This is a genomic window from Thermococcus sp., assembly GCF_027066465.1.
Taxonomy (GTDB): domain Archaea; phylum Methanobacteriota_B; class Thermococci; order Thermococcales; family Thermococcaceae; genus Thermococcus.
This window is the reverse complement of sequence record NZ_JAMONU010000077.1, coordinates 1-12,481: the sequence shown is the minus strand read 5'-3', so window position 1 is coordinate 12,481 and position 12,481 is coordinate 1. Positions and strand designations below refer to the sequence as shown.

At 54.0% G+C, this 12,481-nt stretch carries 16 protein-coding genes; 13 read left to right on the top strand and 3 right to left on the bottom strand.

The features are described 5' to 3' along the window. On the bottom strand, positions 1-255 hold a 255-nt coding region (locus tag MVK46_RS03555), incomplete at its 3' end, for a GNAT family N-acetyltransferase (RefSeq protein ID WP_297535275.1). Positions 256-398: 143 nt separating this feature from the next. On the opposite strand from MVK46_RS03555, the gene MVK46_RS03550 reads away from it, so the two are divergent. The 9 genes from MVK46_RS03550 to MVK46_RS03510 all read left to right on the top strand — a co-directional run bounded on the left by MVK46_RS03550 (position 399) and on the right by MVK46_RS03510 (position 7,878). Then, complete coding sequence (locus MVK46_RS03550; protein ID WP_297535274.1) at positions 399-1,412, top strand: iron chelate uptake ABC transporter family permease subunit; 1,014 nt, start codon at positions 399-401, stop codon at positions 1,410-1,412. Further along, a complete protein-coding gene (locus MVK46_RS03545) occupies positions 1,405-2,127 on the top strand; it encodes an ABC transporter ATP-binding protein (protein ID WP_297535273.1) in 723 nt (240 codons plus the stop codon). The genes MVK46_RS03550 and MVK46_RS03545 overlap by 8 nt, the downstream gene beginning before the upstream one ends. Before the next feature lie 35 nt (positions 2,128-2,162). Continuing rightward, complete coding sequence (psmB, locus tag MVK46_RS03540; protein ID WP_297535272.1) at positions 2,163-2,756, top strand: archaeal proteasome endopeptidase complex subunit beta; 594 nt, start codon at positions 2,163-2,165, stop codon at positions 2,754-2,756. A 51-nt stretch (positions 2,757-2,807) separates the two neighbouring features. Then, the gene (locus MVK46_RS03535) at positions 2,808-3,902 is read left to right on the top strand and encodes a DUF4157 domain-containing protein (RefSeq protein ID WP_297535271.1); all 1,095 of its coding nucleotides are present in this window, start codon (positions 2,808-2,810) and stop codon (positions 3,900-3,902) included. Next, positions 3,892-5,028, top strand: a complete 1,137-nt coding sequence (thrC, locus tag MVK46_RS03530) for a threonine synthase (protein WP_297535270.1) — start codon at positions 3,892-3,894, stop codon at positions 5,026-5,028. The genes MVK46_RS03535 and thrC overlap by 11 nt, the downstream gene beginning before the upstream one ends. Before the next feature lie 95 nt (positions 5,029-5,123). Then, positions 5,124-6,320: a hypothetical protein gene (locus MVK46_RS03525; RefSeq protein ID WP_297535269.1), complete on the top strand. Its 1,197-nt coding sequence runs from the start codon at positions 5,124-5,126 to the stop codon at positions 6,318-6,320. A gap of 53 nt (positions 6,321-6,373) precedes the next feature. Continuing rightward, on the top strand, positions 6,374-7,162 hold the full coding sequence (locus MVK46_RS03520) for an extradiol dioxygenase (protein WP_297535268.1): 789 nt from the start codon (positions 6,374-6,376) through the stop codon (positions 7,160-7,162). A gap of 42 nt (positions 7,163-7,204) precedes the next feature. Then, complete coding sequence (locus tag MVK46_RS03515; protein WP_297535267.1) at positions 7,205-7,465, top strand: ribbon-helix-helix domain-containing protein; 261 nt, start codon at positions 7,205-7,207, stop codon at positions 7,463-7,465. Then, positions 7,450-7,878, top strand: a complete 429-nt coding sequence (locus MVK46_RS03510) for a type II toxin-antitoxin system VapC family toxin (protein WP_297535266.1) — start codon at positions 7,450-7,452, stop codon at positions 7,876-7,878. The genes MVK46_RS03515 and MVK46_RS03510 overlap by 16 nt, the downstream gene beginning before the upstream one ends. Before the next feature lies 1 nt (position 7,879). Here MVK46_RS03510 and MVK46_RS03505 read toward each other — a convergent pair whose 3' ends face one another. Further along, a complete protein-coding gene (locus MVK46_RS03505; RefSeq protein WP_297535276.1) occupies positions 7,880-8,341 on the bottom strand; it encodes an alanyl-tRNA editing protein in 462 nt (153 codons plus the stop codon). A gap of 205 nt (positions 8,342-8,546) precedes the next feature. On the opposite strand from MVK46_RS03505, the gene MVK46_RS03500 reads away from it, so the two are divergent. The 4 genes from MVK46_RS03500 to MVK46_RS03485 all read left to right on the top strand — a co-directional run bounded on the left by MVK46_RS03500 (position 8,547) and on the right by MVK46_RS03485 (position 12,069). Beyond that, the gene (locus tag MVK46_RS03500) at positions 8,547-9,896 is read left to right on the top strand and encodes a cyclic 2,3-diphosphoglycerate synthase (protein ID WP_297535265.1); all 1,350 of its coding nucleotides are present in this window, start codon (positions 8,547-8,549) and stop codon (positions 9,894-9,896) included. A gap of 31 nt (positions 9,897-9,927) precedes the next feature. Beyond that, positions 9,928-10,179 carry a hypothetical protein gene (locus tag MVK46_RS03495; protein ID WP_297535264.1) on the top strand — a complete coding sequence of 84 codons (252 nt, stop codon included), beginning with the start codon at positions 9,928-9,930 and terminating at the stop codon, positions 10,177-10,179. A 199-nt stretch (positions 10,180-10,378) separates the two neighbouring features. Beyond that, on the top strand, positions 10,379-11,560 hold the full coding sequence (locus tag MVK46_RS03490; protein WP_297535263.1) for an ATP-binding protein: 1,182 nt from the start codon (positions 10,379-10,381) through the stop codon (positions 11,558-11,560). A gap of 110 nt (positions 11,561-11,670) precedes the next feature. Continuing rightward, a complete protein-coding gene (locus tag MVK46_RS03485) occupies positions 11,671-12,069 on the top strand; it encodes a hypothetical protein (RefSeq protein WP_297535262.1) in 399 nt (132 codons plus the stop codon). Between the two features lie 74 nt (positions 12,070-12,143). On the opposite strand, the gene MVK46_RS03480 is transcribed toward MVK46_RS03485, so the two are convergent. Beyond that, the coding region (locus MVK46_RS03480; RefSeq protein ID WP_297535261.1) for a secondary thiamine-phosphate synthase enzyme YjbQ at positions 12,144-12,481 on the bottom strand (338 nt) is incomplete at its 5' end.

Sequence of the window (12,481 nt, the reverse complement as noted above, 5' to 3'; positions counted from 1 at the left end):
GCTCATTATGTGCCCCTCGAGGTCCGGCCTCAGGTAGGCCATGACGTAGCCTATGACCTTCCCGTTGTACTCCGCAACGAGAAAAGTGTCCGGATTGTTCTCGAGGAAGACGAGGAAGATTCCCCTTGGATAGGCCTCACGGAAGGATTCCCTCTCGATGCGCATTATCTCGTTGATGTCGAAAAGCCTCGCGGGTCTGATTGAGACGAGTGCCAGCGGAACCTTCGCCCTCACTTCTCTCGCCGAGACGCTCATGTTAGTATCTCACTCCCCAAGACTTTTAAGGATTGAGGGACTCAAATTGAACGCCGGGTGATGAGCACTCTCGAATCTGAGGGCATGATGACCGGATTCCTGGCTGACGGCAAATTTAAAAGGCTGGACAAAAACTCCAGCACATGCGGAAGTGGCTCCCCACCCTGCTCCTCCTTTCGGCCCTCTCGATTTTCCTCGGCGTTTACTTCGGCCCGGTTAGTTTGAGCATTCACGACGTCACCCAGAGCCTGGCCTACGGAATAAAGCTCACCCTCTCCAAGTTCGTCAGCGTGAACCCCGGCCGGGAGCCGAGGTACTTCATAATCGTCTGGCAGCTCCGCCTCCCGGAGGTTCTTCTGGCTTACCTCGTTGGCCTCGCGCTCGCGAGCGCTGGAGTGGCGAGTCAGGCCCTCTTCAGGAACCCCCTCGCGGACCCCTACATAATCGGGATAAGCTCCGGTGCCGCGCTCGGAGCGGCCGTGGCGACCCTGATAAACCCGCTCTACATGGGGCCGTTTGCCCTCGTCTTCTCTTTCCTTTCGGTCTTCATCGTTTACACCATATCCAAAACCAACGGTGCCGTCCCGGTGGACACGCTTCTGTTGGCTGGAATAGCCTACGGCTTCTTAACGAACGCCATAACGTGGTACATCTACGTGACGAACCCTCAGAAGACACACCTCACGTGGATGTGGCTTCTCGGGAGCTTCAACGGGAGCACATGGGAGAGCGTTGGAATAATGTTCATAGTCTCCCTCTGCGGCGTTCTCTTCCTCAGCTGGCGCTGGCGCGAGCTGAACCTAATCCTCCTCGGTGAGGAGAGCATAGCCCTCGGCCTCGACCTCCACCTGTACAGAAAAATCTTTCTCGGCATCATAGCGACGCTCACGGCCTTCGCGGTCTACACCTCGGGTATAATAGGATTCATAGGCCTCGTGAGTCCCCACATAATGCGCCTGATTCTGGGGCCCAACCACAGGGAGCTAACGCCCGCAACGGCCCTTTTCGGAGGGGTTCTGCTCGTTATAGCTGACCTGCTCGCGAGGACCCTCGCCAGGCCGACGGTGATTCCCGTCGGTATAGTAACAGCTCTCATGGGTGCCCCCTTCTTCCTGTACCTCCTCATGAAGCACAAGAGGGGTGAGCTGATTGCTTGAGGCTAAGGTTTCCTTCGCGTACGGCGAGCGGGAGATTCTGAAAGGCGTTGAGCTTAGGGCGGAGAGGGGGGAACTGCTTGCCGTAATCGGTCCCAACGGGGCCGGAAAGAGCACGCTCCTTAAGTGCATAGTCGGGATACTCAAACCAGAGGGCAGCGTTAGGCTTGAGGGGATGGACCTGGTTTCAATGAAGCCGCCCGAGAGGGCGAGGCTAATCACGTACGTCCCCCAGAGTTCGCTTCCGCAGTTCGCCTTTACGGTTGAAGAGTTCGTTGAGATGGGTGCTTACATAACCCGGGGAAACGTCAGGGAGGCCCTCGAGAGGGTCGGACTGTGGGAGAGAAGGAGAGAGAAGATAACCAGCCTCAGCGGTGGCGAGTTTCAGCTGGCGCTCATAGCGAGGGCTTTAGCTCAGGGAAGCAGCGCAATCCTGCTCGACGAGCCGACGAGCCATCTCGACGTCAACCACGCGCTCATGGTCATGGAGCTGCTTAACGAGCTTAAAAGAGAGAAGATTATCGTTGCGGTTCTCCACGACCTCAACCTGGCTTTGAGCTACGCCGACAGGGTTCTCGTTTTAAGGGGCGGTGAAAAGGTCTGGGAGGGGTCGGCGAAAAAGCTGGAACCCGGAGTCCTCGAAGAGGTCTACGGGATAAGGGCCAAAATAGTGGAAGTTGATGGGAAGAGGCTTCTCGTTCCGAGCCTAAAGGTTTAAAACTTCGACGCGTTTCTTACTTCAGGTGAGAGAGGGTGGAGAAGAAGACCGGAACAACTACGGTGGGAATAAAGGCCAAAGACGGTGTTGTTTTGGCCGCGGATACGCAAGCTTCACTCGACCACATGGTTGAAACCCTGAACATTAAGAAGATAATCCCGATAACCGACAGGATAGCTATAACCACCGCTGGAAGCGTCGGCGACGTCCAGGCTTTGGCGAGGATGCTGGAAGCCGAGGCGCGCTACTACCAGTTCACGTGGGGAAGGCCGATGACGGCCAAGGCGATGGCACACCTACTCAGCAACATCCTCAACGAGAACAAGTGGTTTCCCTACATGGTGCAGATTATCATAGGCGGCTACGTCGATGAGCCGACGCTGGCAAACCTCGACCCGCTCGGGGGTCTTATATTCGACGACTACACGGCCACTGGCTCGGGAAGTCCGTTCGCGATAGCCGTTCTTGAGGACGGCTTCAAAAAGGACATGAGCGTTGAAGAGGCCAGAGAACTCGCCATAAGGGCCGTCAGGACAGCTGGAAAGAGGGACGTATACACGGGAAGCAGGAAGGTTCAGGTCGTCGTCATAACGAAGGACGGCATGAAGGAGGAGTTCGTGGAGTTTTAAAATTGCACCAAATTCCTTTTTAACCCTCCCAACTATTTTCCTCCGATGGGAATGAAAGAGAAAGCTCTTGCGGTTCTTCTCGTTGCAACGGTCGTTCTGTCGCTCTACTCGGCGGTTGACCTAGCCTACTCCACAAACGCCATTCTGGAGCAGGTCAACGAGATAATCAAGCAGGTTCAGGAGATAAGGGGTCTTCCCTTCAAGGAAAAGCCGAAAATAGTCGTCATAACCAAGGCACAGGCCATCAAGATGTTCGGGGCGTCAAGCCAGAATCCGGAGCAGCTCAAACTTGAGGAGCTTACCTACAAGATGACGCTCCTTCTACCGGGAAACTACTCCTTTGCAAGGGCCGAGAACCAGCAGGTTGCGGGCTGGATAGCGGCCACAGTTGGCGACACAATCTACATCATAGAGGAGAACTTTGAGAGCAACCCCGCCGTGGCGAAGAGAACCCTCGCCCACGAACTGACCCACGTCCTCCAGAAGCAGTGGTTTAACGCGCGCTATAGCGAAAACACCTTCGATGGAACCCTCGCGGTTAGGGCGCTGGTTGAGGGAGATGCAGACCTCGTGGCAGACCTCTACTGCGAGAGGAACGGGATTCCAATCTACAAGATACGCTCCCTCAGCGGGAACCCACTAACGGACCTCGGCATATTCCCCTACGTCTTCGGCGACCCCTTCGTCCGTTACCTCTATGAGAAAGGCGGCTGGAGGCTTGTAAACGAGGCCTATAGGCACTATCCAATCTCAACGGCCCAGATAATGCACCCCGAACTTTACCTCGAGAACGTAACTCCTGTGAACGTCTCGCTGAGCGTTCCGGCCAACTGGAGCGTCATGAGGAACGACAGGATGGGCGAGTTCTACGTCTACGCCCTCCTCAGGGACGTCGCCAAGCTGAGCAACGAGACCGCGTGGAACGTTTCAAGCGCATGGCTCGGCGACCACCTAATCCTCGCGACCAACGGAACCGACTACGTCCTCCTGTGGAAGGTTGAGTTCTCAAACGAGAGAGCCGCGAAAGCCTTCGCCGAAACCCTCAAGAACCTCGCCGAAAAGGACACCTACGCGAAGTTCACAATCACCCTCGACGGAAAGACCGTTCTCCTCAAAGCCGTGAGGGGGGTCAGGGTTGAAGCTTAGGTGTCCAATCTGCGGCAGAACCTACGAGAAGCCCGTCCAGAGGTGTTCCTGCGGTGAGCCGGTCGAGTTCGAGCTCTTTGAGGGAGAACCCTACATCGGAAAGGGCGTCTGGGAGCGGTTCTGGGACTTCTGGCCGGTCGAGCCGGTCCTTGAGTTTTCGCTCGGAGAGGGCGACACCCCGCTGGTGAAGTCGAGGCTCGGCGGCGAGTTCGGCGTTAGGCTCTACCTCAAGAACGAAACGGTGAACCCGACCTGGAGCTTCAAGGACAGAGGCACATTCCTCGCGATGAGCTACGCACTCAAAGCCGGCTACAAAACCGTTGGGACGGTCTCGACCGGCAACATGGCGGCGAGCGTTTCGGCTTACGCTTCACGCTTCGGGTTGAAAGCTAAAATTCTCGTCTCCGAGAGCGCGGGCGACGAGAAATTAAAGGCCGTCTCTGTCTACGGCGGGGAAGTGATAAGGGTTCTCGGGGACTACGGGAGGCTCTACTTCGAGAGCCTGAAGCTTGGGGAAAAGCTCGGGGTCTACTTCATGAACTCCGACAACCCCTTCAGAATCGAGGGCTACAAGGGGATAGCCTTTGAGATAGCCGAGGAGCTTACCCCGGACTACGTTCTAATCCCAACCAGCTCGGGCGGTCTTTTCAGAGGAGTGGCGAAGGGCTTCCTCGAGCTTTACGAGAACGGGCTTATTGATGGCCTTCCAAAGCTGATAGCGGTTCAGGCTGAAGGTTGCTCCCCGATATGCAGGGCGTTTAAGGAAGGTAAAGCAAAAATCGAGCGCTTTGAGAACCCCAAGACCATAGCGAAGGCAATAGCGAACCCCTACCCGCCGAGCGGAAACGCCGTTCTGAAACTTCTGAGGGAGTTTGGCTGGGGTTGCGTTTCAGTTTCGGACAATGAAATCAGGAAAGCTCAGGAAATGCTCGCCCGCGAGGGCCTCTTCGTCCAGCCGGCGAGCGCAACGGGGATAGCGGCCCTGGAAAAGCTTGACCTTCCAGAGGGAGTTAAGGTCGTCTCGATTCTCACCGGTTCTGGATTGAGAACGCTGAAGGATGCCCCGGCGGGGGAGATAACGGAGTGTCCGCTTGAAACTTTAAAAGATTGCCTAAGGAGTACATGAGTACAGTTAAACACGAAATACTTATATAAATTAAAAACATAATACACAATCGAGCCACCTTGTGGCTCCCTTGAGAAGAAGTGGAGGTGGCTCTCTTGAAAAGTAGAAAGAAGCTTGCAGTAGCTACAGTAATTACAGTAACTCTTCTACTCGTCGTGATTCCAGCGGTTTACGGAGTTCAGCCCGACAACTCGGGGGTTCTTTACTCCACGTACCTTGACTGGCTCCAAGGGAAACCCATAGGACTTGCACAGGTGAACCCAATTCTCCCACACAACGTTGAGAAGGCAACCTTAGTTGTCATTGACTACACTTCAGGCCAGCCGAAGGTTCTCTACAAGGGCCCATTCATGAGCCCGCTTGTGAGGATAGAGAGAATACCTGTGGGAACAGAGCTCAAAACCGTGGTTGAAGACGGGAAGGTACGCCAGATAACCGTCACCAAATACAAACCCATACGGCTCTACGTAATAGTCTCTGCAAAGGACTACTGGGGAGCGAGATTCATAGAGTTCACACCCAATAAACCCCTCACACACGTTAATGTTGAAGTGCCTCTCTACTGGGACGGGGTTAAAGAGTCCATCAGGAACTTTGGAAAGGGATTCCAAGTCGATACAAATTCCATTGGTAACATTACTATGCCAAACATCAAGATTCTTAGACTTCACAGCGTTCCCGGGGTTACAGAGAAGATAGATATATATCATGCGGCCTCATTGGCACTCGACTCTTTCTCCCAGTCGGGATCTCAGTTCGGAGGAAAGCCATCTCCAACTGGATGGAAGCGTTCGGGCGCCGTGACAACGTCCTTTGAATACTTAGCCCCCGTTCCTACCTCAAACGGTGAGATGAAGACTGTTTATGCAAACGTTAGATACAAGGTTGAACTAACAACGGTTTGTGGATACTTGATATGCAGAAACATCTACACCCTTTACCCAGAGAAAATCACTTACTTCTCAAAAATCCAGACCGGCAGGGACCCCGGCACAATCCCATCGAATCTCGTCAAAGGGATACACTGGAAGAGTGCCGGCAACACATTCTTGGTTTACTTTGATAGTAGCTCAAACGATGGAGGTGTGTATTTCTCTACCGCTGTCTCAGCCTGCCTCGGATACGGATACGGTAGTGTCTGCTTTAGTGGCACTGTCAATTCGTACAGGAAAACCAGTGGAAGCAAGCTAAGAATAGAAGTCATAATCAACAGCTGGCACGGAGACAGACTTTACTTTGCCCCCTATTCTAGGAGGGGCAACTACTACGAAGTCTACCTTCAGTGGGGCTGAGTTGAGGTTAGCTTTTTAGCCCCTTTCTTTTACCATTCTCAACGGGGATTGAAATGCTCGTCGGAATCGGATTGATGCCCCACGGCAATCCGGTTCTGGAACCGGAGGACGAGGAAACCGAGAGGCTCGCTGAAGTCCTGAGGAGAATCGGCGAGGAGTTCAGAGATGCGGACTCCTACGTTCTGATAAGCCCTCACAACGTCAGGATGAGCGACCACCTCGGCGTCGTTCTTGCTGAAAACCTCGTCTCGTGGCTCGGCTTCGAAGGGAAGGAGCTGCCCGGCGAGTGGAAAACAGACCGAGAGCTGGCGGAGAAGATTTATCAAGCCGAGAAAGAGGCGGGAATGCCCGTCGTTGACCTGAACTTTGCATCGCTACGCGGTGAATACTCGCGCTGGCCCCTGAGCTGGGGTGAGCTGATTCCGCTCCAGTTCCTCGAGAGGAAACCGCTCGTCCTGATGACACCGTCGAGGGGAGTTAGCAGGGAAACGCTCGTCTGCTTCGGCGAAATTCTTGGAGAGGTCCTTGAGCGGGAGGGGAAGAAGGTTGCGCTGATAATCAGCGCGGACCACGGGCACGGGCACGATGAAAAAGGCCCCTACGGAAAGGTGAAGGAGAGCGAAGTCTATGACAGGCTGATAATGAAGCTGATTAACGAGAACCGCCTTGAGGAGCTTCTCACCATTCCCGAGGACCTCGTTAGGAAGGCCCTCGTGGACAGCTACTGGCAGATGCTGATAATGCTGGGGGCAATGAGAAAGGCCGAGTTCGAGTTGAAGGCGAGCGCCTACGCCTGCCCCACTTACTTCGGCATGGCCGGGGCGCTGTGGGTGCGGAAGTGAAGGTTTAAATGCTCCATTTTTCTTCATGTTTATGGTGATTCCATGTCATCTACAAAACATGTGCAGACCGAGATTGATGAGAGCCTGTACTCAATGCTCAAGGCTCTCTCACTCAGGGAGGGAAAGCCCATAAAGGAGATACTTCGAGAGGCCATAGAGGAATACCTCAAGAGAAACACGGGAATAACAGAGGAGGAAGTGGAAAAAGACCCAATCTGGAAGGCGTTCGGCGTGGTAGAGCTTAAGGGCAAGAAGACGAGCCACGATGAGGACTGGGGAGTGGTCGAATGGCGAAGCCACTGAGACCAGAGCTGTTCTACATGGACACGAGCGCCATGATAGCCCTCCTCGTCAGGGACGACCCGGAGCACGAGAGGGCATTGAGCTTCTTTAGGGACGCTGTTAGGGAGGGGTCGGTTTTCGTAATCGGCAGGCCCACGCTGATGGAGTTCCTGAACGGCGTTGCAAAGCACGTTGGAAAGGACGTTGCCGAGGAGCAGTACCGCCTCTACACCGCGAGCAGGTTCATCTTCATCGAGAAGGAAACCGAAGCGGACTGGGAAAGGGCCTGGGAGCTTTTCTTCAAGTACCGCGACCAGCAGGGAATAGACTTATTCGACAGCTTAGCCTTTGCGATAATGGAGAGGCTTGGAATCAAGAAGGCGTTCACTTTCGACAGCGACTTCGCGGTTCACGGCTTCGTCATGGTTCCATAGATTAAAGCACCTCAAAGCTAATCTCCAAAAGCCCCTTGCTCCCCCTAAAGCGAACCTTTCTGATTCTTATCTCCCCTATTTCGCCCGTCGTCCTCGTGTGCTCCTTATTGCACGCGTTGACGTTCCAGCCATCGATGACGACCACCTTGAGGGTTCTAACCTCCTCTGGAACCGGGAACAGGTCGTACATATCCTCGCCGAAGCGCTTCTCCGCTTCCTCACGCGGAAGTTCGTAAACCTTAACTGGAACGTTCTCCTTAACTTTCTCGTTGGCGAGGCGTTCTATTTCTGCTATCTCTTCTTGCGTCGGCTTCCGGTCGAACTTAACCGCAAGAACCCCGCGGTTGCCTTTGACGTAGGTCGAGGCCGTCCACTTGGCCCTTTCGCCGAGAACCTTCACAACGGCTCCCTTGAGGACGTGCAGGGCGGTGTGAGTTTGAACCTCAACGTCTTCACTTGTCATAACAATCCCCGAAACTAACTTCGTCAATCGTTTATTAACCCACCGGGTAATCTGTGAACGGTCGGAGTTCAGCGTTTTTTGATGGTTTTTCGAAATCAAAATGTTAATTCCAAAAAGCATACGTGAAGTCCTTTCAGGGGGAAACGAAAACCGTTATAAGTGTAAAGGCCAATAGAGGCTCGAAAAACCTTAGGGGTGAAGAAAAATGACTGAGAAGAAGAGGAAAAAGGTTCTGATTCTTGGAGCGGCCGGCAGGGATTTCCACAACTTCAACGTGTTCTTCAGGGACAACCCCGACTACGAGGTCGTGGCCTTCACCGCAACCCAGATTCCGGACATAGAGGGCAGGATTTACCCGCCAGAGCTTGCGGGTGAGCTTTATCCGAACGGAATACCGATACTCAGCGAGGACGACATGGAGAAGATAATCAAAGAGAAGGGTGTTGACATAGTCGTCTTCGCCTACTCCGACGTCTCCCACGAGCACGTCATGCACCTCGCGAGCAGGGCCCACTCGGCCGGCGCCGACTTCTGGCTCCTTGGACCCAAGAGCACCATGCTCAAGAGCACCAAGCCGGTCGTAGCGGTTACCGCCATAAGAACCGGCTGTGGAAAGAGCCAGACATCAAGAAAGGTCGCCCAGCTCCTCCAGGAGATGGGCTACAAGGTCGTCGCCATAAGGCACCCGATGCCCTACGGCGACCTCAGGAAGCAGGTCGTTCAGAGGTTCGCCACCTTCGAGGACCTCGACAAGTACGAGTGCACCATCGAGGAGCGCGAGGAGTACGAGCCGTACATCGAGCGCGGTATGGTTGTCTACGCGGGCGTTGACTATGAGAAGATTCTCCGCGAGGCTGAGAAGGAGGCCGACATAATCCTCTGGGACGGCGGAAACAACGACTTCCCGTTCTACGAGCCCGACCTCTGGATAGTAGTTACAGACCCGCACAGGCCGGGACACGAACTCAAGTACCACCCCGGTGAGACCAACCTCCGCTCGGCCGACGTCGTCATAATCAACAAGATTGACACCGCCAACAGGGACGACATCCAGACCGTCAGGGAGAACATCGAGAAGGTCAACCCGAACGCCATCGTTATCGAGGCGGCCTCGCCGATATTCGTCGACAACCCCGAGCTTATCAGGGGCAAGCGCGTTCTGGTTGTGGAGGACGGTCCGACCCTCACCCACGGCGGCATGAAGTACGGAGCCGGCTACGTCGCAGCGAAGAAGTTTGGAGCGAAGGAAATCATCGACCCGAGGCCCTACGCCGTCGGCTCAATCGTCGAGACCTACAAGAAGTACCCGCACCTCGACCTCATCCTGCCGGCCATGGGCTACGGCAAGAAGCAGATTAAGGAGCTCGAGGAGACCATCAACAGGGCAGACGCGGACGTCGTCATACTCGGAACCCCGGTTGACCTGCGCAGGTTCATGAACCTCAACAAGCCGGCCGTCCGCGTCAAGTACGAGCTTGAGGAAATAGGCCAGCCCAAGCTCAAGGACATCCTCGAGAACTGGGTCAAGAACTGCGAGAAGCTCAAGAAGGAGTGAAGTTTTTAACCTCCACTCCTAATTTTTCTTCATGTTCGACGTGGTCATCGGAATCTGGGGTCTGATTTGGGCTCTCAACATCGCGGGCTTCGCGTGGGTTACCTACGACGTCATCAAGAAGCAGAAGCTTATGCCGGACTCGGAGAAGGTCCTGTGGATTCTTTTGGCGTTTCTGTTCGGGTCCGTTGTGGCGTTGCTTTACGCCATCACGATTAAGCTGAGCGGGAAGTACGAGGAGGTCGAGCTCGAGGAGAACGAAAACGAAGAGGTCAAAGTGTGGTAGAAAGCCTTTTATGGTGAAAGGTCCAACCTAAATCGCCCGGGGAGCACCGCCGAGGGCGGAGTCAATGAACTCGGGCGGGTTATTACCCCCTTTCACGGCGTTTTTGAGGTTTCAGCAGACAGAACAAATATAAGTCCTGAGAACTAGCAATTCTCAAGATTTATAAAGGTGTGAGAACTAACATTTCTCAGGTGTTGGCATGAGGCTTGGGGATTTAGGTTACATGAACCCTTGGTGGGAGGAAAAAGAGGACTACCATGTTAAACGCTGGAATGAGCAGAAAATCCACTGGTGGCCCAGATGGGCTGAGGAGCTATCACTCAAACCGTTCTCGCTTAACTTCGTCCTCGGTCCGAGGCAGGTGGGAAAGACGACGGGGATAAAGCTCCTCATCGAGAGACTCCTGAGGGAAAACCCGCCGGAGTCGATTCTCTACATTAACGTAGAGGTTCTTCCAGACCACAGGACACTGGCGTCTCTCCTCAGGGAGTTCGAAGGAATGAAAAAGCGGGAGGGAATCAAAACGGGATACATCTTCCTCGATGAGGTAACGTCGCTCGACGGCTGGTGGAGGGGCCTCAAACCGCTCATCGACGCAGGCATGTTGGAGAACGACGTGGTCACGGTTACTGGCTCAAGCTCCTTAAGGGTGAAGCGGGACATCGAGATGTCTCCGGGCAGGAGGGGAGAGGGAAAGACGCTCGAGGTCATGCCGCTTTCCTTTGCGGAATACGTTGAGGTTATGGGCCTGAAAAGGCCAGAACTTCACAGAGAAAAGACACTGGAGCTGTTCGAGGAATATCTGAAAACCGGCGGATTCCCAGGTTCGATAAACGGTTTACCAATGGAAGACCTGCTCGGAGCATACATAGGTGAATTCGTCCGCTTTGGGAAGAGCCTTGAGATAGCGAGGGAAACGTTCTATGCACTGATTCAGAGCGCACCCTCGGCTACGAGCTTTCGGGCTTTGGCGGAAATGACGTCCGGCTACTCCTACAAGGTCGTGCAGGACTACATCGAGTTCTTCCGGGAGCTGTACATCGTCGGGATTGCATACCTGAGGGAGGGAAACAGGGTCCTGTACAAGAGGGAGAAGAAGTTTTTCTTCCGCGACCCGCTTTTAGCGAGGCTCTTCTCTACCTGGAGCGGGGCCGAGCTGAGGGAAGACGCCCTCTACGAGTGGCTCGTTCAGGAGCACCTATACCGAAAGTTCGGGGAGGTTTACTACTATCGGAACTCCTACGAGGTAGACGCGATAGCTGGAAACCTGATGGTGGAGGTGAAGGCCGGGGAGGCCCACAGGAGGTATCCACGGAACGTAATCGTGCTCGAAAGGGAGGACGTACCCTTCTTCCTGCTGGAGCTCTCGGATGAGAAGTGAATTTACAACCTCCTCCACTCTTCTCCCAACCACTCACGAGTTACGTCCTCCCCCAGTATTATACCCTCCGGGAGGAGGGAAATCTATAAATACCCGGAGGGAGGAGGGAAATGGAGCTTCAGGACTATCTGATGCCTGATGAATACATTATAAGCCTTGTACAGGGAAAATTCAAACCGCGAGCCGAGATCGATGAGTTTAACAATGTAGCAGTTACCAACAAACGAATCATTCTTTACCGTGAAAGCCAAAAACGATTTCTCCGTAGAACACCATCAAAACCCCGGATAGAAAGTCTGAGGTCTTGGCATTTCTCAGAAATAGACTTCATACAAATCACACATTTCAAGGACGAAAAACCATCCCTCATAATATGGCTCAAACCAGCGGGACATATAGAAGTCTATATTGAAGACTGGGGAGTGGGAGCGAAAAGACTGGACTCAGCCCTGTCCACAATAGCAAAAAAAGTTGAAAAAAGCCCAACGATTAATTGGTATCGCTTCTAAAATCCACGCCCTACCAACATATACTCTTCAGGCTTTCAACTTGAGTTTAATGTGTTTTGACCTCCGAGAATAATCTATTCCCCAACGACCTGCACTATAACGCGCCTGTGCCTCGGCCTGACGTCCAGCTCGACGAAGAAAATCTGCTGCCATGTCCCGCGAACGAGCCGGCCGTTGATTACAGGAAAGCACTCACTCGCGCCGAGAAGGGTCGCGCGCAGGTGGCTGTGGGCGTTGTCGTCTATCCTGTCGTGGAGGTAGCCGGCACCTTTTGGGATGAGCTCCCTCAACGTCCTCTTGAAGTCCTCCAGAAGGCCCGGCTCGTGCTCTATCGTGACTATCGCGCCGGTAGCGCCTGGAACGAAGACCAGAACGTGCCCGTTCTGGATTCCGCTCTCCTCGACGACCCTCT

Excerpts from the sequence above, each read along its gene's own strand:
- MVK46_RS03550 (WP_297535274.1), top strand. The coding sequence starts at position 399 with ATGCGGAAGTGGCTCCCCACCCTGCTCCTCCTTTCGGCCCTCTCGATT.
- MVK46_RS03535 (WP_297535271.1), top strand. The coding sequence starts at position 2,808 with ATGAAAGAGAAAGCTCTTGCGGTTCTTCTCGTTGCAACGGTCGTTCTG.
- MVK46_RS03520 (WP_297535268.1), top strand. The coding sequence starts at position 6,374 with ATGCTCGTCGGAATCGGATTGATGCCCCACGGCAATCCGGTTCTGGAA.
- MVK46_RS03515 (WP_297535267.1), top strand. The coding sequence starts at position 7,205 with ATGTCATCTACAAAACATGTGCAGACCGAGATTGATGAGAGCCTGTAC.
- MVK46_RS03510 (WP_297535266.1), top strand. The coding sequence starts at position 7,450 with ATGGCGAAGCCACTGAGACCAGAGCTGTTCTACATGGACACGAGCGCC.
- MVK46_RS03505 (WP_297535276.1), bottom strand. The coding sequence starts at position 8,341 with ATGACAAGTGAAGACGTTGAGGTTCAAACTCACACCGCCCTGCACGTC.
- MVK46_RS03500 (WP_297535265.1), top strand. The coding sequence starts at position 8,547 with ATGACTGAGAAGAAGAGGAAAAAGGTTCTGATTCTTGGAGCGGCCGGC.
- MVK46_RS03495 (WP_297535264.1), top strand. The coding sequence starts at position 9,928 with ATGTTCGACGTGGTCATCGGAATCTGGGGTCTGATTTGGGCTCTCAAC.
- MVK46_RS03490 (WP_297535263.1), top strand. The coding sequence starts at position 10,379 with ATGAGGCTTGGGGATTTAGGTTACATGAACCCTTGGTGGGAGGAAAAA.
- MVK46_RS03485 (WP_297535262.1), top strand. The coding sequence starts at position 11,671 with ATGGAGCTTCAGGACTATCTGATGCCTGATGAATACATTATAAGCCTT.